General features: G+C 63.0%; 20 protein-coding genes and 1 pseudogene. 11 read left to right on the top strand and 10 right to left on the bottom strand.

Features of this window, described 5'->3' with window-relative positions:
* The first annotated feature begins 162 nt into the window (after positions 1-162).
* On the top strand, positions 163-636 hold the full coding sequence (locus AC1DWQ_RS05495) for a hypothetical protein (RefSeq protein WP_477668714.1): 474 nt from the start codon (positions 163-165) through the stop codon (positions 634-636).
* 45 nt (positions 637-681) lie between these two features.
* On the opposite strand, the gene AC1DWQ_RS05490 is transcribed toward AC1DWQ_RS05495, so the two are convergent.
* From AC1DWQ_RS05490 to queA, 6 genes are read right to left on the bottom strand one after another with little or no spacing between them, the layout of a single operon-like run.
* Entirely contained in the window at positions 682-1,494 is an 813-nt protein-coding gene (locus AC1DWQ_RS05490; RefSeq protein WP_477668713.1) for a YiiX/YebB-like N1pC/P60 family cysteine hydrolase, read from the bottom strand.
* Between the two features lie 55 nt (positions 1,495-1,549).
* Positions 1,550-3,355, bottom strand: a complete 1,806-nt coding sequence (locus AC1DWQ_RS05485; protein WP_477668712.1) for an ArnT family glycosyltransferase — start codon at positions 3,353-3,355, stop codon at positions 1,550-1,552.
* Positions 3,342-3,881, bottom strand: coding sequence for a GtrA family protein (locus tag AC1DWQ_RS05480; RefSeq protein ID WP_477668711.1), 540 nt, complete (start codon positions 3,879-3,881; stop codon positions 3,342-3,344). The genes AC1DWQ_RS05485 and AC1DWQ_RS05480 overlap by 14 nt, the downstream gene beginning before the upstream one ends.
* Positions 3,882-3,891: 10 nt before the next feature.
* Positions 3,892-5,124 carry a glycosyltransferase family 9 protein gene (locus AC1DWQ_RS05475; protein ID WP_477668710.1) on the bottom strand — a complete coding sequence of 411 codons (1,233 nt, stop codon included), beginning with the start codon at positions 5,122-5,124 and terminating at the stop codon, positions 3,892-3,894.
* Positions 5,124-6,287 carry a tRNA guanosine(34) transglycosylase Tgt gene (gene tgt / locus AC1DWQ_RS05470; RefSeq protein WP_477668709.1) on the bottom strand — a complete coding sequence of 388 codons (1,164 nt, stop codon included), beginning with the start codon at positions 6,285-6,287 and terminating at the stop codon, positions 5,124-5,126. The genes AC1DWQ_RS05475 and tgt overlap by 1 nt, the downstream gene beginning before the upstream one ends.
* 42 nt (positions 6,288-6,329) lie before the next feature.
* Entirely contained in the window at positions 6,330-7,391 is a 1,062-nt protein-coding gene (queA, locus tag AC1DWQ_RS05465; protein ID WP_477668708.1) for a tRNA preQ1(34) S-adenosylmethionine ribosyltransferase-isomerase QueA, read from the bottom strand.
* A gap of 17 nt (positions 7,392-7,408) precedes the next feature.
* Between queA and recG the strand changes: the two genes are divergently transcribed.
* From recG to ubiA, 4 genes are all read left to right on the top strand, one after another.
* Positions 7,409-9,559: an ATP-dependent DNA helicase RecG gene (gene recG / locus AC1DWQ_RS05460; protein ID WP_477668707.1), complete on the top strand. Its 2,151-nt coding sequence runs from the start codon at positions 7,409-7,411 to the stop codon at positions 9,557-9,559.
* A gap of 47 nt (positions 9,560-9,606) precedes the next feature.
* Positions 9,607-10,608: a hydrogen peroxide-inducible genes activator gene (locus AC1DWQ_RS05455; protein WP_477668706.1), complete on the top strand. Its 1,002-nt coding sequence runs from the start codon at positions 9,607-9,609 to the stop codon at positions 10,606-10,608.
* A 90-nt stretch (positions 10,609-10,698) separates the two neighbouring features.
* Complete coding sequence (locus AC1DWQ_RS05450) at positions 10,699-11,211, top strand: Dps family protein (protein ID WP_477668705.1); 513 nt, start codon at positions 10,699-10,701, stop codon at positions 11,209-11,211.
* Positions 11,212-11,224: 13 nt separating this feature from the next.
* Positions 11,225-12,085: a 4-hydroxybenzoate octaprenyltransferase gene (ubiA, locus tag AC1DWQ_RS05445; RefSeq protein WP_477668704.1), complete on the top strand. Its 861-nt coding sequence runs from the start codon at positions 11,225-11,227 to the stop codon at positions 12,083-12,085.
* A 98-nt stretch (positions 12,086-12,183) separates the two neighbouring features.
* Here ubiA and AC1DWQ_RS05440 read toward each other — a convergent pair whose 3' ends face one another.
* On the bottom strand, positions 12,184-12,396 hold the full coding sequence (locus AC1DWQ_RS05440; RefSeq protein ID WP_477666459.1) for a hypothetical protein: 213 nt from the start codon (positions 12,394-12,396) through the stop codon (positions 12,184-12,186).
* 228 nt (positions 12,397-12,624) lie between these two features.
* On the opposite strand from AC1DWQ_RS05440, the pseudogene AC1DWQ_RS05435 reads away from it, so the two are divergent.
* Together AC1DWQ_RS05435 and AC1DWQ_RS05430 are read left to right on the top strand one after the other, a co-directional pair.
* Positions 12,625-12,852, top strand: a pseudogene (locus AC1DWQ_RS05435) (IS1595 family transposase); the annotation flags it as partial.
* Between the two features lie 167 nt (positions 12,853-13,019).
* A complete protein-coding gene (locus AC1DWQ_RS05430) occupies positions 13,020-13,862 on the top strand; it encodes a creatininase family protein (RefSeq protein WP_477668703.1) in 843 nt (280 codons plus the stop codon).
* Between the two features lie 18 nt (positions 13,863-13,880).
* Here the strand turns inward: AC1DWQ_RS05430 and AC1DWQ_RS05425 are convergent, their stop codons facing one another.
* A complete protein-coding gene (locus tag AC1DWQ_RS05425) occupies positions 13,881-15,305 on the bottom strand; it encodes a hypothetical protein (protein WP_477668702.1) in 1,425 nt (474 codons plus the stop codon).
* Entirely contained in the window at positions 15,305-16,588 is a 1,284-nt protein-coding gene (locus AC1DWQ_RS05420; RefSeq protein WP_477668701.1) for an SPFH domain-containing protein, read from the bottom strand. Before AC1DWQ_RS05420 ends, AC1DWQ_RS05425 begins: the two co-directional genes overlap by 1 nt.
* 208 nt (positions 16,589-16,796) lie before the next feature.
* On the opposite strand from AC1DWQ_RS05420, the gene AC1DWQ_RS05415 reads away from it, so the two are divergent.
* Both AC1DWQ_RS05415 and AC1DWQ_RS05410 read left to right on the top strand, forming a co-directional pair.
* A complete protein-coding gene (locus tag AC1DWQ_RS05415; RefSeq protein ID WP_477668700.1) occupies positions 16,797-17,522 on the top strand; it encodes a response regulator transcription factor in 726 nt (241 codons plus the stop codon).
* Positions 17,519-19,651, top strand: a complete 2,133-nt coding sequence (locus AC1DWQ_RS05410; protein WP_477668699.1) for a sensor histidine kinase — start codon at positions 17,519-17,521, stop codon at positions 19,649-19,651. Before AC1DWQ_RS05415 ends, AC1DWQ_RS05410 begins: the two co-directional genes overlap by 4 nt.
* Positions 19,652-19,795: 144 nt before the next feature.
* Here the strand turns inward: AC1DWQ_RS05410 and AC1DWQ_RS05405 are convergent, their stop codons facing one another.
* A complete protein-coding gene (locus AC1DWQ_RS05405; protein ID WP_477668698.1) occupies positions 19,796-20,056 on the bottom strand; it encodes a hypothetical protein in 261 nt (86 codons plus the stop codon).
* Positions 20,057-20,211: 155 nt separating this feature from the next.
* On the opposite strand from AC1DWQ_RS05405, the gene AC1DWQ_RS05400 reads away from it, so the two are divergent.
* Entirely contained in the window at positions 20,212-20,670 is a 459-nt protein-coding gene (locus AC1DWQ_RS05400) for an Lrp/AsnC family transcriptional regulator (RefSeq protein WP_092132085.1), read from the top strand.
* Positions 20,671-20,803: 133 nt separating this feature from the next.
* The gene (locus AC1DWQ_RS05395; RefSeq protein ID WP_477668697.1) at positions 20,804-22,144 is read left to right on the top strand and encodes a PQQ-dependent sugar dehydrogenase; all 1,341 of its coding nucleotides are present in this window, start codon (positions 20,804-20,806) and stop codon (positions 22,142-22,144) included.
* The last annotated feature ends 64 nt before the right edge of the window (positions 22,145-22,208 follow it).

The following is a 22,208-nucleotide window of genomic DNA, read 5'->3' as shown; positions in this document are numbered from 1 at the left end:
CCCGCCATGAAGATTTGCTGTCTACCTGTCGGTTTTCGATGAAGTATCTTCATTTGATGCTGATCGTACAAATCTAATGATCTTGTATCTTTAAACGAAACTTTTAAGGCATTCCGCTCCACACTGCCTCTACAAGCATGTGCTTGGGCCTTCGGGTTATTTATGAAGATCGATTCCTCCGTGTTCTCCCTGTCACGCCTGACGCGCCGCACGGCTTTGGCCGCTGCGGTGCTGGGTGCCACTGCCCTGACGGGCTGCTACGTCGTGCCGGTCCAGCCCGGCCATCCGCCGGTTTCCTCCACGGTGTATGTCACACCGGCCATGCCGGCAAGCACGACCTTTGCGGCGCGGCTGTACCCGGCGAACGACATCGCCCAGGCCTACGGCATGGTGGGCGCGGTGGTGACCAACGACATGAACGGGCGCGGCACCTTCACCACCAACATCAACGGTGAAAGCTTTAATGGGGAAGCTACGCGCATCGCGGGCTCTTCGACGCGCGAAGGGGTGGCCAACGGCTCCGGCAGCCGGGGCAGCTATATCAGCTGCCGCTACCAGATGAACTCGTCAACGATGGGGACGGGGCAGTGCAAGCTCTCCAACGGTGCGCAGTTCACGATGCACATCGGCGGTTGAATCAACTGAAGTGGCCGTCGCCATAACTACCAACAGCGGCGCCGGCTACTGCTGCATCTGCTCGACGGCGACGATCTGGGGCGCTGCCTTGAGGTGCCCCACATACCGCAGCGGCTTGTGAATCATGATGGAGGGCACATCGCCCTCCCGCATGTGCAGCAGGTCGCCGGGGTTGATCAGCCGGGGGTCGGCGTCGGTCAGCGGCAGGCCGGCGCTGCGGTAGGCCTCCAGGATGAACTGCGAACAGAAGAACTGGTCATTGCGTCCCAGTCCCAGCTGCACGGCTGCGATGCCGCGAATACAGAAGTCGCGCACCATCGAAGGCACCAGCGGCAGCTCGCACATGCGGCGCTCCAGCGCGAAAGGCGCCTGCAGCATCACGCCGACATAGTTGTATTTCTTGCCTTCATGGCTGGCCGCGAAGGTGTTGATCTTGATGGCCTGTTCGGCGGTAAGGTCGGGATGGCGAAACGCCACCACTGTCGCCTCATCATTGAGTAGCGCGTCCATGCTGCGCACGCGGATACCCGAGCCCACGGCTTCAGCGATCTGCCGGTTGCCCATATATATCGCAGCATGGCTGACCGGCGATAGCGTGATCAGGCGAATACCCACCGAGTTGATGCCGTTTTCAGCGGTGAGGATGATGTCGCCCGGCAGCAGGACGTCGGGCCTGATCAGCTCTCCACCATTGCCCGGGTTCAGAGCCATGTTCTGAAAACCCAGCATAGGCGCACCCGTCTCCGCATGCGGCTTGATGGCCGTGGCGCAGCCGCCAAGCGCAAGGAGCAAGCTGCCCAGGACAGTCACCAGGGATAGCAGTCGGGCCATCGTGGCCTGCGGTGAGGTTTTCGGCATGCGCAGGGCTCCAGTCAAATACGGGTTTGGAATGAACAGAACAATCAGCGGACGCTCAGGGCGCGGCGCGCTCGACCAGGTATTCTCGGGCGTACCAGAAGGTTTCGGGCGACTTGAACGCGCCCAGCGTGCCTTCTTTTTCGTCCTGCCGTGAGCGCAGGTCCCAGCGCTGGTCGATGATGCGGCAACCGTCGCAGGGCTTTTGCCCGGCACGGCGCTGCACCAGGGCGTAGCGCGTGTTCTTGAACAGGGCATTCACGTCCTCGTAGTCCACCGGCTGCGCGGCAAAGTAGGGAACGATTTTGGCGCCCGGAATGATGAACTCGTAGCGCTCAAAGTGCCCGTTGAAGTTGCTCGGCACCGACACGGACTGGCCTTTGAGCAATGCATCAGTATCGGGGCGGAAATGGCCCATGTCGCCGTTGAAGGGCAGGGTCACCCATGCGAGCGCAATGAGTACGGCGAAGCTGCTCATCGCAGCGATCGGGCGCGTCAGCTCGCGCCTGACCATGCCCGCAATACACGCCACGGCCAGAACCCCTATAAAGAGCCAGTAGAGCGGTGAGTACAGCCAGGAATCCTGTGTGGCCCGCACACCGCCAAAGCCGATCAGTCCCATGGCCAGCGCGCCGCCCAGGCAGATCAGCAAGGTCAGGCTGAACCAGATGCGCGAGATGCGCTCCCAGTACAACGCGATCAGTACGGCCAGCGCGGGCATGGCGGGGATCAGGTAGCGGGTGGAGCGCTGGGTGGGCACCATGAACACCAGCGCAAAGGCCAGCATCCAGAACCACATGGCTTTTTCTGCATCGCTGATGGTCTTGCCAGTGCCCTTGCGCTGCCGCCAGGCGCGCCACGCCGCCACAAAGCAGCCCACGGCAACGGGTAGCAGGAAAAGGGCGTTGGAGAAGTAACCCGTCAATATCGTCAACACGCCGCTGCTGCCGCTGAACGCGATGGCGAAGTAGCCCTTGGACGAATTCATCTTGCCGGCGTTTTCGCCGACGACAAACTCGCGCCAGACTTCTCCTGGTTGCGGGTCAATGGCAAACCACAATCCGAAGATTGCGAGTGCCAGCACGCAGATGGCTGTGACCTTGATACCGTCGGTGATGATCCCGGCCCGGGAAATTTCCCAAGGAGCTTTCTGAGCACCCAGCACCTGGTAGCACAGGGCCAGGCCGAACCCGACCGGCACCACCATGACAAACGATTTGTAGAGGCAGCCTATGCCGATGGCCAGGCCGGCGAGCAATGGAAATTTCCAGCGCGAGGCCAGCAACTTTGCCGGCGCCCAGGCAACGGCAAACAACACCCCAAACAGCCAGAAAGTTTCGGGTGCGCTGGTGAGGTAAGGCCTGCCATAGCGGTAGGTGCTGAAGAACGACAGGTACACGATGGCCGCGATGGCGCCCATCGTCAGGGCATGGCGGCTGCTATCGGTTGAAGCGGCCTGGCTGACCGGCTCTTCAGCGACAGTGCCGGTGGATGTGGCCGTGTTGCGAACGATCTTCCAGGTCAGCAGCCCGACCATGAGCGAAATTGCCCACGTATAGACCACGCTCGGCAGGCGCAGGTTGAGCAGCGTCCAGTGCCCGCCCCATCCGCCGGCGACCATCGCCTGCCAGAACAGCACGGGCGGCTTGGTGTTGCGCATGAAATCGTAGGAGCTGACCAGTGGCAGCCACTTGCCGGTCGCGGCCGTCAGCCGGGCGATATGGGCATAGACCAGCTCGTCGCCGTTGCGCGGAATGTGGTCACCGGCAAGGCCAAACAGGTAAGCCAGCGCGACCAGTAGCGCCAGCGTTATCCAGATGCGGTGGGCCGGGATACGATTTTTCAGGGACTCAGGGCTTGTCATGGGTATCGGTGGAGGGCGGCGCAGCGCCGTCGGCGTCAGGGGCCACGATTTTCGCGCGCCGGCGGCGAAATGTCATGCGGTCATTGGCCACAAAGTTACACACGCTGGACAAGGCAATCGCCAGCACGTTGGCCAGGATGTAGTGCATGTACAGCGCCAGCCATTTGGTCAGCAGTGACTGCAGCACGATGGCCAGGCCGGCCGCCATCACGTACTTTGAAAACAGGAAAAGTGCCGAGTGGTGCACTTCATGCTTGCGGTCGCGCCAGGTCAGCCGCCGGTTCCAGTAAAAGTTGCTGATGGTGGCGATCGTGATGGCCAGCGCAATGGAGTAGTTCAGCCGGGAATGGAAGTCGGCAATGTGGCTGAACAGGAATTCCTGGGCAACATACAGCACGGCGACATTCACCACCGTGCCGCTGGCGCCCACCACGCCGAACTTGATGAAGCGCCAGCGCACCATGGGTTGCAGGCGCTCAGGCAGGCGGCTGATGACAGCCTCTGCTATGGATCGGAGTGTTGTCATCGGAATGGGGTCAGGGCGTTGCCAGGCACTCGCGCGCCTTGGCCAGTACGGTTTCGGGCGCAATGACCTTCAGGCACTGGTTGTCGCCGTCGCAATACGACGAGCGGTGGTTGTAGGCAGTGAGGCAAGGCGAACACGGCCACTGGCTGTAAAAGGAATGGCACTGCGGTGTGAGCGGCGCATACAGGCCCGGTGTCTCGGGGCCAAACAGCATCAGTGTCCAGATGGGCGTGAGCGCCGCGAACTGCCCAGGCCCACCGTCGTTGGTGACCAGCAGGCGTGCCACATGAAAGAGCGCCAGCAGTTCGGAAATGGATCGCGTATAGCCGGTCAGGTCAATCACGGGGCTGCCGGGGAAGGCCGCCTGCACGTTGGCTACCAGTTGCTGCGCCAGCGCCTGGTCGTCTTTCAGGCCAATCACGGCCACGGCGCAGCCGTCGGCCACCAGCCCTTCGCACAACGCGGTGTAGGAAGCCAATGGCCAGGCACGGATCGGCAGGATGCCCCCGCCCGGGTAGACCAGCACCAGGAGCTTGCCGGCAATCGCGGGAAAGTCCTGCGCCAATCGCGCATGGATGCCTGGCACCAGCGCCGCATCCAGCTGTATGTGCGGCGGTGGTTTTCCGATGCCTGCCGCGGCCAGATTCGCGGGCAGTTTGGATTTCGGAACGGCGGTGGAATCAATCGCGCGCGCCAATGTCAGAAACTGCGCGCTGATGTGCTGGTAAGGGTTGTAGGGAACGGGCCGGTTGATGTGCGAGCCGCGGTACAGGCCTTCCTGCGTGTGGCGGTGAAAGCCCACGCGGATGCGCGCGCCGCTGGCATACGACAGCAGGCTGCTGATGCGCGAGAACAGCTCGCAGTCAATCGCCACGTCAACATTCGCGCGCCGCAGCTCGCCAATAGCCTTCCACAGGCTGGACAGCAGGCCGCCCAGCGACTTGTCATCCACCGTGTGCACGTTGGCCGGGTCCACCACCTGCATGAGGTCGAGGATTTCGCGGTTCTTGCCAAAGAGCAGGGCGTGCAGCGGTGCGTCGGGGTAGCGCTGCTTCAGGCGCGTGAACATGTCGTGGGCCAGCACCAGGCTACCCATCTCCGACAGCAAAATCACCACGATGGCGCGCGGCGCGGGGTCGGCGCCGGAGCGGAATTGCCGCATCACGGCATCGACGCCCGATACCGCAGCACACAGCGGTATGCCGACCCAGCGGTCAATCCAGCGTTGCAGGTTGATGTTCATCAGACGCCCCGCTGCCTGTCAGCGTGGAACTGCGCGGTGAATTCGCCAAAACGGCCGGCGTCCAGTGCGTCGCGGACTTCCTGCATCAGATTCAGGTAGTAATGCAGGTTATGGATGCTCGACAGCATGGGGCCCAGCATTTCGCCGCAGCGGTCCAGGTGGTGCATGTAGGCGCGCGAGAAATTCTTGCAGGTGTAGCAGCTGCAGGTGGCATCAACGGGTTGGTCTTCCGTCTTGTAGCGCGCATTGCGGATCTTCAGGTCGCCAAAGCGCGTGAACATGTGGCCGTTGCGCGCATTGCGCGTCGGCATCACGCAGTCAAACATATCAACACCGGCTGCCACGCCTTCGACCAGATCTTCAGGTGTGCCCACACCCATCAGGTAGCGCGGCTTGTTCGTCGGCAGGCGATGCGGCGTGTGCGCCATGATGCGCTGCATTTCTTCCTTGGGCTCACCCACGCTCACGCCGCCAATCGCATAGCCGGGCAATTCCAGCTCAACCAGCGCATCCAGCGATTCCTGGCGCAGGTTTTCAAACATGCCGCCCTGCACGATGCCGAAGAGCGCGTTGGGGTTCTCCAGTTTTTTGAATTCGGCAATGCAGCGGCTGGCCCATCGCAGGCTCAGCTCCATCGAGCTGCGCGCTTCGCCTTCGGTGGTGATGTGGCCCTTGGTGTCGTAAGGCGTGCATTCATCGAATTGCATGACGATGTCGCTGTTGAGCACGGTCTGGATCTGCATCGAGATTTCGGGCGTCAAAAAGAGCTTGTCGCCGTTGACGGGCGAGGCGAACTTCACACCTTCTTCCGAAATCTTGCGCATTTCGCCCAGCGACCAGACCTGGAAACCGCCGCTGTCGGTGAGGATGGGCTTGTTCCAGCTTTCAAACTTGTGCAGGCCGCCGAACTGCTGCATCACGTCGAGGCCTGGGCGCATCCAGAGGTGAAAGGTGTTGCCCAGGATGATTTGCGCGCCCATGTCGTGCAGTGACTGCGGCATCACGCCTTTGACCGTGCCATAGGTGCCGACGGGCATGAAGATGGGGGTTTGCACCACACCGTGGTTGAGCGTCAGTTTGCCGCGCCGGGCGTAGGAACCGAGGTAGGCGCCGGCGCCTTCGCCAGCCGGAGCATCGGTCTTCAGAACTTCAAATTCGAGCATCTTGGGATTGTCGCAGGTGTACGCGGGGAGATTCAGGCACCCTCAGGTGTTCCCCAGAGGGGTTTTACGGGTCAGCAGCATGGCATCGCCATAGCTGAAAAAGCGGTATCGCCCGGCAATCGCATGCCGGTACAGCGCCATGATGTGTTCGTAGCCTGAAAACGCGCTGACCAGCATCATCAGCGTGCTTTTGGGCAGGTGAAAGTTGGTCAGCAGCAGGTCTACCACGGCAAATTCAAAGCCCGGGGTGATGAAGATGTTGGTGTCGTTGCAGTCGGGACCGAATTTGGCGTGCGACTCCAGCGCCCGCACGGTGGTGGTGCCCACGGCCACCACGCGGCCGCCACGCGCCTTGCAGGCGGCGATGGCCTGTTGCGTCGCTACGGGAATCTCAAAACGTTCGAAATGCATGGTGTGGTCGGCAATGTTTTCGGCCTTGACGGGCTGGAAAGTGCCGGCACCCACATGCAGCGTCACGCTGGCGCGCCGGATGCCACGCGCTTCGAGCTGCGCCAATATGGCTTCATCGAAATGCAGTGCCGCGGTGGGCGCGGCCACGGCGCCCGGGTTTTTGGCAAACACCGTCTGGTAGCGCTGCTCGTCGTCCGCGGAGTCGGTATGGGTAATGTAGGGCGGCAGCGGTACGTGGCCGTGCTGCGCCATCAGCGCATACGGGTCGCTGCTCAGGCGGAAGCGGTAAAGTGGCCCGCTTTCCTCGGGCCAGCGGCCCAGCAGCGTGGCGGTGAAGCCACCGTCCATTTGCAGCACCGCGCCCGGCAGGGGCTTTTTGCTGACCTTCATGTGGGCGGCGACTTCATGGCCGGCATCCGCGTGGGGCGACAGCACGCGTTCGATCAGCAGTTCCAGTTTGCCGCCGCTGGCTTTCTGGCCGAAGAGCCGGGCTTTGACGACTTTGGTGTCGTTGAACACCAGCAGGTCGCCCGGCAGCAGCAGGCCGGGGAGTTCGGTGAACCGTCGGTCCACTGGCAGGTCTTCACGCCCGTCAAGCAGGCGCGAGCCGCTGCGCTGGGCGGCAGGGTTTTGGGCAATGAGTTCTTCGGGCAGCGTGAAATCAAAATCGCTGAGGGTGAAATGGGTGCTCATGAAGGCACAATTGTCCCATGTCGCCTCCTGGTGCCTCCGTCCGAAAAACTGTCCCGCCTGAGGCCGCGGCCGGGAACACGGCCGCGCCTCAGGCCAAGGCTGAAAAAGCCTCGCCCAAATCACCCGCGCAAAAAGCGCTCGAGAAGCTGGGCCTGCGCCGCGACATCGATCTGGCCTTGCACCTGCCCCTGCGCTACGAGGATGAAACCCGCATCGTGCGGCTGGCGGACGCGCGCGACGGCGATCTGGTGCAAATCGAAGGCCAGGTGACGCACAGCGAGATCGCCTTTCGCCCGCGCCGGCAGCTGCGGGTGACGGTAGACGACGGCAGCGACACCTGCGTGCTGCGCTTCATCAATTTTTACCCGGCCCACCAGAAAACGCTGAGCACAGGCGCCCATGTTCGGGTGCGGGGTGAAATCCGCGGCGGCTTTCTCAGCCGTGAAATGATCCACCCCAGCTTCAGGCTGGCCGGCGGCGAGCTGCCCGGCGCGCTGACGCCGGTGTATCCCACCGTGGCCGGACTGCCGCAAACCTACCTGCGCAAAGCCGTGCTCAGCGGCCTGGCGCGGGCTGATCTCCGCGAGACCTTTCCGCCTGAAGTTTTAGGTGAAAACAGGCTGCAGCCCTTATGGGGCCTGCGCGAGGCGCTACAGTTTTTGCATCACCCCACGCCAGATGTCTCGCTGGCCACACTGGAAGACCGCAGCCATCCGGCCTGGCAGCGGCTCAAGGCCGAAGAGCTGCTGGCCCAGCAGCTGTCGCAGCTGCAGGCCCGGCGCATACGCGCAGCCATGCGCGCACCTTCGCTGGCGGGCCCACCCGTGCGCGGCACGCAGTGCACGCTGCATGACCAATTGCTGGAGCGCCTGCCTTTCCGGCTGACCGCCGCGCAGCAGCGCGTGTGCAACGAGATTGAGGCGGACCTGAAAAAAAGCATCCCCATGCACCGCCTGTTACAGGGCGACGTGGGCGCCGGCAAAACGGTGGTGGCGGCACTGGCCGCGGCACGCTGCATCGACGCGGGCTGGCAATGTGCGCTGATGGCGCCTACGGAAATCCTGGCCGAGCAGCATTTCAGCAAACTGATCGGCTGGCTGGAGCCGCTGGGCATCAAGACCGCCTGGCTGACCGGCAGCCAGAAAACAAAAGAGCGGCGCGAGATGCTGGCGTTGATCGAGAGCGGGGAGGCCGGCCTGGTCATAGGCACGCACGCTGTGATCCAGGACAAGGTGAAGTTCAAAAACCTGGCGCTCGCCATCATCGACGAGCAGCACCGCTTTGGCGTGGCGCAGCGGCTGGCCCTGCGCAGCAAAATGACTGAAGGTGGGCAGGAACCCCATCTTTTGATGATGACTGCTACACCGATTCCGCGCACGCTGGCGATGAGTTATTACGCCGACCTTGACGTCTCCACCATCGACGAGCTGCCGCCCGGCCGCACGCCCATCGTGACCAAGGTGGTGAGCGACGCACGGCGTGATGAAGTGATCACGCGCATACGCGGGCAGCTGGCGGAAGGGCGGCAGATTTACTGGGTCTGCCCACTGATCGAGGAAAGCGAGTCCATCGACCTGGTCAATGCCACGCAAACGCATGAAGCATTGAGTGCAGCCTTGCCCGGTGTCGCTGTAGGACTGCTGCACTCTCGCATGCCGGTTGCAGAAAAGAAGGCCGTCATGAGCCAGTTCACCGCCGGGAAAATGGGCGTGCTGGTGAGTACGACGGTGATCGAGGTGGGCGTTGACGTGCCCAATGCTTCGCTGATGGTGATCGAGCATGCCGAGCGCTTCGGCCTGAGCCAGTTGCACCAGTTACGCGGTCGGGTCGGGCGCGGCGCGGCTGCGTCGGCCTGCGTGCTGTTGTATTCGACCGGCGAAGCGTCCCGGCTCGGCGAGATGGCGCGCGAACGCCTCAAAGCCATGGCGCAAACCAATGATGGCTTCGAAATCGCCCGGCGCGACCTGGAAATCCGCGGGCCCGGCGAATTCCTGGGGGCGCGGCAGTCGGGGGCGCCGCTGCTGCGGTTTGCCGACCTCGAGACCGATGCCGCGCTGCTGGCCTGGGCACGCGAGCGGGCGCCGCTGATGCTGGACCGGCATACGGAACTGGCTCACCGGCACATCCTGCGCTGGCTGGGTGGCAAAGCCGATTACCTGAAGGCCTAAGCAACATCCGGCGATGCAGCGATTGAGAAAAGCAGCACAATAAGCCCATGACGCTGACCGAACTCAAATACATCGTCGCTGTTGCCCGGGAAAAGCATTTCGGCAAGGGCGCCGACGCCTGTCACGTCTCGCAGCCCACACTCAGCGTGGCCATCAAGAAGCTGGAGGAAGAGCTGCAGGTCAAGCTTTTTGAGCGTAACGCCAACGAAATCACCGTGACGCCTCTGGGCGAAGAAATCGTGCGCCAGGCCCAGAGCGTGCTGGAGCAAGCCGACAACATCCGTGAAATTGCCAAGCGCGGCAAAGACCCGCTGGCCGGTGCGCTGCGGCTGGGCGTGATCTACACGATTGGCCCCTACCTGTTGCCTGACCTGGTGCGCCAGGCGATTGCGCATACGCCGCAGATGCCGCTGATGCTGCAGGAAAACTTCACCGTCAAGTTGCTGGAAGAGTTGCGTACCGGTGAAATTGACTGCGCCATCCTGGCCGAGCCCTTTCCCGACACCAACCTGGCCATTGCGCCGCTGTATGACGAGCCTTTCATGGCGGCGGTGCCCAGCGCCCATGCGCTGGCGTCACGCAAGAGCGTGACGGCTGAGGAGCTCAAGAAGGAAACCATGCTGCTGCTGGGGACCGGCCATTGCTTTCGCGACCACGTGCTCGAGGTTTGCCCCGAATTTGCACGCTTTTCCAGCAGCGCCGAAGGCATCAGCAAAAGCTTTGAAGGTTCGTCGCTGGAAACCATCAAGCATATGGTGGCGGCGGGCATGGGCATCACGCTGGTTCCCCGCCTGGGCGTGCCCAAGGAGGCGCTGGCCGAGCAGGCCGCAACTGCCAGGAAACCCGCCAAGGGGAAAACGGCCGCAAGCCGCAGCAAGGTGGCAGCAGAGCAACCCTCGTTCATCAAATACCTGCCCTTCGCAGGCGATGTGCCGAGCCGGCGCGTGGTGCTGGCGTGGCGCCGCAGCTTTACCCGGTACGAAGCGATCGCTGCGCTGCGCAATGCCATTTATGCGTGCGAGCTGCCCGGCGTCAATCGCCTGTCGTGAACGCCGTCTATGGCCGGCATTGAGCCCGGCTGTTGCAGCCCCTTCCCTGATTTCGTAAAGTTGTCCCAGAATCTTTAAAAAGGAAACACCATGGCCAAAACATCGACCAAGCCCGCAGGAAAACCCGCACCCTCCATCAATATCGGCATCAATGAAAAAGACCGCGCAGCGATCGCCAAGGGCCTGAGCCGCCTGCTGGCCGACACCTACACGTTGTACTTGACCACACATAACTTCCACTGGAACGTGACGGGGCCGATGTTCAACACGCTGCACCTGATGTTCATGACGCAGTACACCGAATTGTGGGCAGCCGTCGATCCGGTGGCGGAGCGTATCCGCTCCCTGGGCCATCCCGCGCCGGGCTCCTACGCCCAGTTCAGCAAGCTGGCATCGATTCCCGATGTGCCTTTGGTGCCGCCCAAGGCGCTGGAAATGGTGCGCATCCTGGTGCAGGGCCATGAGGCCGTCGCACGCACGGCGCGCGAATTGTTTCCACTGGCCGACAAGGCCAGCGACGAGCCGACGGCCGACTTGCTGACGCAGCGCCTGACAGTGCACGAGCAGACCGCCTGGATGCTGCGCTCCTTGCTCGAAGAGTAAGGTGCCGCCTGGCTTGTTGAAACAAAAACTCGACTTCTATTTGCAGTTGATCCGCTGGAATCGCCCGGCGGGCTGGTTGCTGCTGCTGTGGCCCACCCTGTCGGCGCTCTGGGTGGCTTCGCACGGCTTTCCGGGCTGGCACCTTGTGGTCGTGTTCAGCTTGGGCACTTTCCTCATGCGCAGTGCCGGCTGCTGTGTCAACGATGTGGCCGACCGTGATTTTGACCGGCATGTCAAACGCACGGCGCAGCGGCCCGTGACCAGCGGCGCCCTTTCTGTCAGAGAGGCCCTGATTCTCGGCGCCGTGCTGGCTTTGCTGGCTTTCGGGCTGGTACTCACCACCAATGTCGTCACCATTGCCTGGTCATTCGCCGCGCTGGCGGTCACGCTGGTCTATCCGTATGCCAAGCGTTATGTCTCCATGCCGCAGGCGGTGCTGGGGGTCGCTTTCAGCTTTGGCATTCCGATGGCGTTTGCCGCCGTGCAGTCGCGCGTTCCGCTGCTGGCCTGGGTACTGTTGCTGGGCAACCTGTTCTGGGTGATTGCCTACGACACGGAATACGCCATGGTCGACCGTGACGACGACTTGAAGATCGGCATGAAAACGTCGGCCATCACGCTGGGGCGGTTCGATGTGGCGGGTGTCATGCTCAGTTACCTGATTTTTCTGTTAATTTGGGCTGTAACCCTTATGGATATTGCGCAAGCAGCTATTTATTTAATAGCAATTGCGGTGGCGCTCGGGCAGGCGCTGTGGCACGGCTGGCTGATCCGCAAGCGCGAGCGCGATGACTGTTTCAAGGCGTTTCGGCTCAACCATTGGCTGGGCTTTACGGTATTTGCGGGAATTGCGCTGTCGTACCTGGGCCGTTGAGCCTGCGCCGAAACAGACGGCCATAAAAAAGCCCGCATCTGCGGGCTTTTTCAATTCCTGACGCCTGATCAAGGGCTCAGCGGAACTTCATCCGCGAATTACACCGATTTTTTGGCTTTTGCCTTGGCCTTGTGCTTGACCTTGTGTTTGGCTTTTGCCTTGGCTTTTGTGGGCGCGGCGGCTTTTTCGGCTGGTGCGGCGGCAGGGGCTGCTGCGGGTGCGGCGGCCTGGGCCGCTGCTGGCGTGGAGATCACGGCCAGGGGCATGGCGAGGACGGCTGCGCTGATGAGGGTGGACAGTAATTTGTTCATGGGGAAGCTCCGGATGTTGGAAAAGTTATGGTGCGGGTGTTGCCGGGTGAACTGTCCACGAAGGACCAGGGCAGCCGTGACAGACGCTCTTCTTCAACGTCTTCCCTCGCAAGGCGGTTGACTTGCCCGGCCGCGGTCATCCGCAAATCCCATGGCCACGTGCCGCCACGGCAGAAGAATCATATTGCTATTAATTCAAGGGCTTAAGAGGCAAAGTTCATCACCAGAAGACACCTGCGGGTCAACCGCGGCAACAATGAGTTTGCCCGGGGTTCAGTTCACGTCAACGGTATCGAGAGCTTCTGGCGCTATGCCAAGCGACGTCTGGTGCAGTTCAGCGGTGCACACAGGCATACCTTCTACCTGCACTTGAAGGAAACCGGGTTCAGGTCGAACCAACGCCACCGCAGCCTGTACAAGTCGCTGCTATCCTTGCCGGGAAACAATCCTCTTTAACGGGATTTTTGCTTCTCAAGCCCCCGATTGATGGCGATCGGTGCGCTTTCACGCTCGGTTGAGCCGCCAGAGCCTGGGGATTTGCCCGCTCGTCAGAACTGTTTCGATTCGCCACCAGCCAGAAGTCCCCAGCCCCCGGCATCGCCAGATAGCTCAAAATACCCTCCATGACCTTCGATGCAGCCAACCCCCCCCGTTTCTGGTCCGACCTGAAAAGCCCTGACTTTTCGCGTCTGGACCTGGCCCGCTGTATTGCGGTGCTGCCGGTGGCCGCGGTGGAGCAGCACGGCCCGCACCTGCCGCTTAATGTGGATGCGACGTTGGTGGAAGGTGTGATTGCAGCCGCCTTGCCGCATTTACCCCCAACGCAGCCGGTGCTGTTTTTGCCCACGCAGGCGGTGGGCTTTAGCCCCGAGCACGATCGCTTTGCCGGCACGCTCACGCTAAAAGCCGAGACCGTGATCCGGCTCTGGACTGAGCTGGCCGAATCCGTTGCGCAAACGGGTGTCAAGAAATTGGTGCTGCTCAATTCGCACGGCGGCCAGGTTGGCCTGCTGGATGTGGTGGCGCGCGACCTGCGAGCCCGGCTGGGCATGCTGGTCTACAGCGTGAACTGGTTCAACCTGCCGCTCACAGGTGAGGATGGCAAGTCCGTGAATGATTTGTTCAGTGCCGAAGAGCACCGCTTCGGCATCCACGCCGGCGAGATCGAAACCTCCATGATGCTGGCGCTCAAGCCGGATCAGGTCGACATGGCCAAGGCGCAGAACTTTCACTCCACTTCACAGGACAGGGCTGCGAAGTACAGCATCCTGGGTGACGGCCGCAGCGCCAAGCTGGCCTGGCAGATGCAGGACTACAACCCGCAAGGCGCCGTTGGCAATGCCGCTGTGGCCACAGCGGAAAAGGGCCGTGCCTTGCTGGGTGCTGCGGGCCGCAGCCTGGCGCGGCTGCTGGCGGAGATCGACCAGTTGCCGGCCGATACGCTGAGCGATAGAACCGCGTTCTAGGCTTTTGCAAGCAGGCATTTAGCGCAGGATCACGGTCTGGCGCTTCCACGCGGCGTCCTGCGAGCGGGCAAAGGCCGCCAGCGTTCCCGGGTCACCGGCCTGTTTCTCGGCCGTCAAGCTGTCCATGCGCGCCACCTCGAAACTGCGGCGCAGGCGCCCGGCAATGCGGGTCTCGCGGGCCAGCAGCATGTGAGGCGTACCGCGCACCCAGCCGGCAAATTCCACATAGCCCAACTCGGGGCCATTGCTGGCGGGCGGCAGCACCTCAATCGTCCATTGCCCGGATCTTTTGCGAAACACCCACAGCTCGCGCCAGGTGTCCAGCGGCTGCACCGCGAGCGCCAGGGCCTGGCCATCCGGGTGGGCGCTGGCGGACGCGGTCCACACGATGCCGTAGGTGCAGCGCCTGGCCACGGCCTCCTTGCCGGGTTTGCCGTCGGCCTTGTTTTCGTACAGCGCCACGCAGGTTTCGCCGGCCTGGCCCGTCTCGGTGGCTACCGTCAGTCTGGCGAAGCGGGGTAGCGCGGTTTCAGCGCCCCATCGTGAGGCGCCCACTCGAATCGCCGCGTCGTTGTAGTCCTGCCTGTCGTTGTCCGTCAGCTCCAGCTTGTTCACCGCTGCGAGTTCCGCCAGGGCGCGCTGGGCGGCTGCCGTGGGTGCTTCGGCCCGGCGCGCCTGCTCAAACGCCAGGCTGGCGTGCACGCCGGCACGGCGCAGGCGCAAACGGTTTTTGCTGACTTCAGACAACTGGGCGAACTGCGCGGCGCTGACCTTGTCCAGCACTTCGGCGCGCCACTGGTCTTGCGTGAAGCGGTCCTGCGGATGCAGGTCGGGGCTCATGCAATCGGGGCGGGTCACAGCCAGTGCGGCGCGCGCGCGCTGCTCGGCGTCGGATGGCAGCGCCAGCACGCGGCGAAAGGCCTCGCCGTTGTAGCAAAGCTGCATGCTTCCGTTCTGCTCATAACCCTTGAAGTTCACGCCATAAAAGGTGGCCACTTCCATGTGCGCAGAGATCACGTCACTCGTGGCCTTGCCGTGCTTCATGGAGCCGCGACGCGCCAGGCGTTCGGCCATGGTGCCCAACGCATCAAAGGCTTCCGCGCCTATGGCGTCTGCCGGCGCGGCCTTGAGGTAAGCGGCCGTGTACGCAATGCCCAGGGCTTCAGCGCCCGGGCTTTCGCGGAGGAAGCGCACCACCGAGAGCAGCTGCGGCGCTTCCTCGGGCTGCAGCGAGACCGTGCGCACCTGGCTCACGTGGATGAAGCCTGCGCGTTCGCGCCTGTGGTCGTAGACCTGCAGGTAATCCATGCGCTGGCCGCGGATCTCGAGCGCGTCGCCTTGCCACAGGGCCGCCTGCTGTGCGGCCGAATCACGCGGCGCGGCGCGCAGGGTGGCCTGGTCCTGCGTCACGATGGCCAGGGTCAGAAGTGCGGTGGTGATCATTATTCGGCCTCTTCTTTGTCGTCGTGGTCTTGCGTGCCGGCGCCGCGCGGCGCTTGCGCCACGGTGCGGCCGGCTTTGGGCGCGCCGCCCAGCAGGCCCGCGCCCACAAAGCCGCCGCTGGTGGAGGGCGGGGCGATGATCACGGTGATCTTGTCGCTGAGTTTGTCGGCCATGGTCTTCTGGATCAGCAGCGGGTGGCGCGTGATCAGCACCCCTTCGCGCGCCATCTGCTCGCTGTTGATCTTGCCCACGCGGTCCAGCCGGTAGGCTTCGGCATCCGCCAGTTTCTGGCGCGAATCGGCTTCACCCGATGCCTCGATGCGCCGCGCCTGGGCGCTACCTTCGGCCGTGCGGATGCGCGACTGCTTGTCGGCTTCGGCTTCAAGTTGACGCTGCTCGATCTGCTTTTGCTTGAAGGGCAGGACATGTTTCATGGCTTCTTCCTGCGCTTTGGCTGCAATTACCTGTTCGCTGGCGGCGGCCTGCGCATTGGTTTCACGGCGTATTTTTTCGGCCATCGCGTCCAGCTCGGTTTCTTTCACGCGCTTTTCCTTCAGGGCCAACGTGTAGCGCATCTTTTCCGTGGCCAGCTCTTCGGCCAGCAGCTTGTCCATGCCCTGGCGGTAGTCCGCGGGCAGGTCCACTTTGCCCATTTGCACCGTGCGCAGCAGGATGCCGTCGGCCGCAAGCTTGGGTTTGAGTTCGGCTTCGATAAGCTGCTGGATTTCGGCACGCTTGCTCGAGAAAATTTCCCGCACGGTGTAGCGCGTGAAGGTCTTGTAGATCACGCCTTGCACGGCGGGCTGCACGATCTGGCCCGCGATGTCGTCGGGCAGGTTTTTCGACAGTGCGTTCACCTTGGTGGGATCCAGTGCATAACGCACCGTGATGTCCACTCCCAGCGACATGCCTTCAATCGACTGGAAGGGCGAGGGGCCGTCGGCCCGGCTGCTGCCTTCAGGGCGGTAGACCTGGTCGCGCAGCGAGAAAGTGCGCATCTCATGCAGAGCTGGCAGCAGCAGCAAGGAACCTTCGCGGAATTCGTCGACGCTGCCGGTCAGCTGGTTGGTGCGAATCGCCACGTCGCCGCGCGCCACCGACTCCATGGGAGGGTGCACCCACAGCAGGTAGCCGACCGCGCCCGCCGCGGCGGTGGCGATCATCAGGCCGCTGGCGCTGGCGGCGCGCTGCACCCCTGTGGCAGCGATACGGCGGGTGCCGCGCACCCCCCTGGAAAAGATGGCGCGGATGCGCAGGGAAATACGGCTAAGGCGTGGGTTCATGATGGGCTCCTCCGGTTGGTTTGGCGAGAGGCGCGGGTTGCGCTTTCTCTGGCCTCCATTGTTCGAATCGGGCCCGGAGCATTCAATGCGCCTGCGCGGTGTCTTTGCACGGTTTGGCGGCGGCAACCCTCCGCCAACGGAAGAAACACTCACACGGCCTGGCGCAGGCCACACCCATAATGGCGACACCCCATCCTCTTGAGGCCTCATGACCAAAATTGCCGTGATCGAAGACGACCTGCCCATGAGCAACCAGCTCAAGGGCTGGATTGAATCGGCCCGTCCGGGCATCCAGGTCGACCAATGGTTCAACCGCGACGACGCCGAGGCCGCCGTTGCCCGCGAAGGCTATGACGCGGTGGTGCTGGACATCGAACTGGGGCGCGAACGCCATGCCGGCGTGGCCATCATCAACGCCATCAACAAGCAGCGGCAGGGTACGCCCGTGCTGGTGGTGTCCGCCATGCCCGCTGCCATTTACCGCAGCATCATGAAAGCGCTGGACGCTTGGGACTACCTGCAAAAGACCACGTTTGAAGAAGCCGACTTCATCGAAACTTTCCTCGACATCCTGCGCACCGCCAAAACGAAGCCGGAAGGCAAGGCGCCCGCCGCAGACAGCCAGGAGCTGCAGCTGGACCCGCTGCGACAGAACACGGCTATCTGGCGCGGTCAGCGCGTGAACCTGCCGCTGACGGCGCAACGCATCCTGGCGGCGCTGCACGCGCGCCGCGGCGAGGTGGTGAGCTATGACGACCTGTACCAGGTGGTCAAGAGCGGCCGCAACCGCGACAACATCCGCAAGCACGTCAGCACGATTCGCGACGCGTTCAAGGAAATCGATGCGGCCTTTGACGGCATTGAAAACATCCCGATGCGAGGCTTTCGCTGGGCCGAGGCGGCGGAGCCCCCGCGCGGCAGAGGCAAGCCGTGAAGCTGCCCACACGCCTGGATGTCGAGCGCCTGCTGCCGGCGCGCGTACCCTTCGGGCTGCGCGTATTTTTTCGCGGCGCTTTTTTTCTGCTGGCATTGGCCACCGTCGCCCTGGCCATCGCCGTGTTGCAAGACGAAAAGGAGCGAAGCTACCGCAATTACCAGGACGGCTTTCGCAAAAACCAGGCGCAGATCGCCGCCAAGCTGCGCCATCCCACCGGCCAACTGGTGCTGCTCAACCCCACGGCCTACGAGCATGAGGTGACGCCGCTGCGCCCGCTGGTGTTGCCTTTTTCGGCCCTCGATTTTGACGATCGCAACAAGGCCCAGCAGGCAGTGGAGATGGCCGGCTGCCTGGTGCAATACCCCGACGCGGCGTCGATGTGCGTGGCCGTCGGCAACAACCCCTTTGCCGGCGGTTTTCTCTATGCCGTCGGCAGCTTCAACAGCGGGCCCCTGGTGTCGCACACCTCTGGAACGCTGGATTTAAGCCAGGCGCACCGCGCCCGCATCACGGTCGACATGCGCGGACAGCGCTACCGCTGGATCGCGCCTTTCCAGGCCATGCAGGCCACGGACGAGGGCCGCAACGCCTCGCCTTTTGCCAATGCCAGGGGGCGCCTGGTGGGGTTTTCGGACGACAACCCGATCACCCCAGCCAGCCGGCCCGTGCGCGACTTTCGCGGCTGGCTTTGGCAAGACAGCCGCTGCGTGGACGGCACGCTGGCGGCAGACCCGGATTGCGCCCGGCGTGCCTTTGTCAGCGTGCGCCTGCCGGTTGAGCTGTTTCGCGAGGCTCTGTTCTCCAAAGGGCCCGCGGGCATCGTCTGGCCGCCGGCCGATCTGGACCAGATCAAGGTGCAGGTGGAAATGCTGGCTCCCGGCGAGGGAAAGCCTCTGTTCGACAGCAATGCCGGGGGCGCCACTGCGCCTTTTTCGTGGTCTGAGCTGACCCCTTTGCTGCTGCCCGGCGAGAAGCTGCGCATCCGCAGGATGGGCAGCGCGGGTGTCAGCTCGGACGTCGTGTCGCTGTCCGGCGCGGAGACGACGGAGCGGTCCTCGCCCCTGATTGCGTGGTTGATACGCCGGCTGCAAGTGGACGGTTATGACGCACCCGTCACGAGCGCCGACATCATCAGCACACCACTCGGGCGTTATGAACTCTCGCTGACCGGTGACATTCGCAGCGTCAACAAGGCCCTCACGGCCGTGGCCACCCGCGTGTCCTGGTTTGTGGGCGGCATGCTGCTGGCCATCTTTGTGACCTGGCTGGCCATTGAGCTGCGGATCATCCGCCGCATCACCGAACTCACCCGCCGCGCGGCCACCGTGTCCAAGGGCGTGCGCGCCAGCGACAACCTGGCAACGGTTGACCTGGCCGACCTGCGTGGCGGCGACGAGCTGGGTGTGCTGGCCGGCGGCCTGCAAGACCTGCTGCAGCGCGTGAACGAAGACGTGCGCCGCGAGCAGATCCGGGTCGCCCAGGAAAAAGACACCTGGCACGCGGTAGGCCATGAAATCATGTCGCCCCTGCAATCGCTCATGGTGCTGCACGGAAGCGCCGACGACCCCGCGCACCGTTACATCAGCCGCATGCAGCAGGCCGTGCGCGTGCTCTACGGCAGCGCATCGCCCAGTGAAGCCTTTGAATCCACCGCGCTCAATGTGCAGACGCTGGATGCCAATGAGTTCCTGAGCCACGTGGCGCGCAACGCTGCGGCCGCGGGCATTCCCGGTGTGGCCTTTGATCCGCTGGTCCAGCCGGTCAGGGTGCGTGCCGACGAGTATTCGCTGGAAGATGTCGTGTCGCATGTGCTGCGCAATGCTGATCGCTACCGTTTGCCCGGCAGCCTGATCCGCATCACGCTGTCGCAGCAGGCACAGGAAGGCACCGCGCCCGAGGCGCTCATCACCATCAGCAACCTGGGCCCGCAGATCGAGGCCGGCCTGCTGGACAAGGTTTTCGAATACGGCGTGTCTGACCAGCCAGATACCGGCGCCGCGGGACAGCGCGGGCAGGGCCTGTTTGTCGCCAAAACCTATATGGCCAAGATGGGCGGCACCATCACCGCGCACAACCGGGACAGCGGCGTTTGCCTGGAGTTGCGCCTGCAGTGCGCTGTCGGCTGATCCCTGATTCCATTGCTAATTCGCTGCGAGAGTAGGCGCGCCGCCGCAGACAGTGCTTAGGGCCTGCCAATGCCATTTATGCAGATGCGTTGCGAGTCAAAAAGGCCTTGAGCAAGGCGCAAAACGCAGGCGGGGTAGACCCCGTCAAGGCTTTGCAACGCCGCGCAAGGCCTTTTTGATCGCAACCCGGAGGGAATGGGGTGAAAACGGCGCCACTCGGCGTTGCGCTTCTAGCCAGACAAAAGTCTGGGCGTCGTCGCGCGCCTTGATTGGCACCGTTTTCACCCCATTCGCATTTGCATAAATGGCATTGACAGGCCCTGGCACGGCAAGGCGGCGTAACGACCTATCGCGGCGAATTAGCAATGGAATAAAAATCAAAGCCCCCAGTGAGCGGTAACTCACTGGGGGCCTTGTCTTGCCAGGCGGACCGGTAAGCCCGCTGCCATGTAAGAAAGTATCTCGCGGGTAGGGCCGAATAATTTGCCTGATTTGCTGTTGAATTTCCCATAAACAGATAAAAAATCTGTAAAACGGCCAATTTCAGATAAATTACCTGAATGGACACTTTAGACCGGAAAATCCTTCAGGTTTTGCAGGCTGACGCGCGCACCAGCCTGCAAGACATCGGCCAGGCCGTCGGCCTGAGCCCCTCGCCCTGCTGGGGCCGCATCAAGAAGATGGAGGAGGCTGGGGTGATTGAGGGCTACACCGTGCGGCTCAATGCGCAGGCGCTGGGCCTGGGCGACACGGTGATGGTGCAGGTCACGCTCGACAGCCACTCCGACAACACGCTGGAGAAATTCGGTGAAACGCTGGCAGCCATTCCCGAAGTGATAGAGGCTTACCTGGTGTCCGGTGAATACGACTACCTGCTGCGCATTGCCGTGCACGACACCAAGGACTACGAGCGCCTGCTGCGCGAGCGGCTCTACAAGATCAAGGGCATACGCCACAGCAAATCCAGCTTTGTACTGCGCACGCTGAAGAAGGCCGACCTGCCGCTGCTGCCCGGCTGAGCCAGGCGAAGGTCAGCGCTGACAGTGGTCGGTGAGGCCGGCTGACAGCTGCGCGGACCTCACCCGCCCACACTGACGAATGCCCCGCACCATACAGGGCGCTGGCATTGCCGTCATTTCATCAGGGGGTTTTATGCAATCGATTGCCCGTCAACGCGTCTGGCATGTTCTGGCGTTGTGCGCGGCATGCGCCTGTACGCTGGCCGCGTGCGGCGACACGGCCCTGTTGCCGCCGGAGGCCGGGATGGGCGCCAATCCAACCCTGCCCAAACCCAACAAGACCCTGTTTCCCACGGTGAACATCGCGCCGGCCAAGGGCTGGCCCGAGGGGGCTATACCCACGCCCATGGCGGGCCTGGGCGTGACGGCCCTGGCCAGCGGCCTGGACCATCCGCGCTGGGTCTACGTGCTGCCCAACGGTGACGTGCTGGTGGCTGAAAGCAATGCGCCGCCCAAGCCCGAAGACGGCAAGGGTATCCGCGGCTGGTTCATGAAAAAGGTGATGGGCCGGGCCGGCGCTGGCGCGCCCACGGCCAACCGCATCACCCTGCTGCGCGACGCCGACGGCGACGGAAAGGCCGAAAGCCGCAGCGTGTTTCTGGAAAACCTCAACTCGCCTTTCGGCATGGTGCTGGTGGGCAACGATTTCTACGTGGCCAACACGGATGCCGTTATGCGCTTTCCTTACCAGCCGGGCCAGACCCGCATCACGGCGGCGCCCGTCAAGGTGGTCGACCTGCCGGCCGGCCCCATCAACCACCACTGGACCAAAAATATCATTGCCAGTCCGGACGGCAGCAAGCTGTATGTCACTGTCGGCTCCAACAGCAATGTGGGAGAACGCGGCATGGAAGCCGAAACCGGCCGCGCCGCCATCTGGGAGGTCGATGCCAAAACCGGCAGCCACCGCGTGTTTGCCTCGGGCCTGCGCAACCCCAACGGCATGGGTTGGGCACCCGGCAGCGGCGCACTCTGGACGGTGGTGAACGAGCGCGACGAGATCGGCAGCGACCTCGTGCCCGACTACCTGACTTCCGTGCGCGACGGCGTGTTTTACGGCTGGCCATACAGCTATTACGGCCAGAACGTGGACGACCGCGTCAAGCCGCCGCGTCCGGACCTGGTGGCGCAAGCGGTTTCACCCGACTACGCGCTGGGCTCCCATGTCGCGCCATTGGGCATGGTGTTTTCAGAAGGCAATGCGCTGCCGCCATCACTGGCCATGGGAGTTTTTATCGGTGAACACGGTTCCTGGAACCGCGTGCCGCACAGCGGGTACAAGGTGGTGTTCGTGCCTTTTCGCCAGGGCTTGCCGGCTGGTTTGCCGGTGGATGTGCTCACGGGTTTCCTGAGCCCCGAAGGCCATGCCTACGGCCGGCCGGTGGGCGTGGCGATGGACAAGCGCGGCGCGCTGCTGGTGGCTGACGATGTGGGCAACGTGGTCTGGCGGGTCAGCGCTAGCCAGCTGAAATAGGAGGTTCGGGTTTCTTGAAGAAAAAATGCCTGAAACCCTTATGTGATGAGCGCAAGCAGCTATT

This window comes from Polaromonas sp. P2_G11, assembly GCF_056403595.1.
The sequence above is the reverse complement of the archived record's forward strand: the minus strand, read 5'-3'. Positions and strand labels throughout refer to the sequence as shown.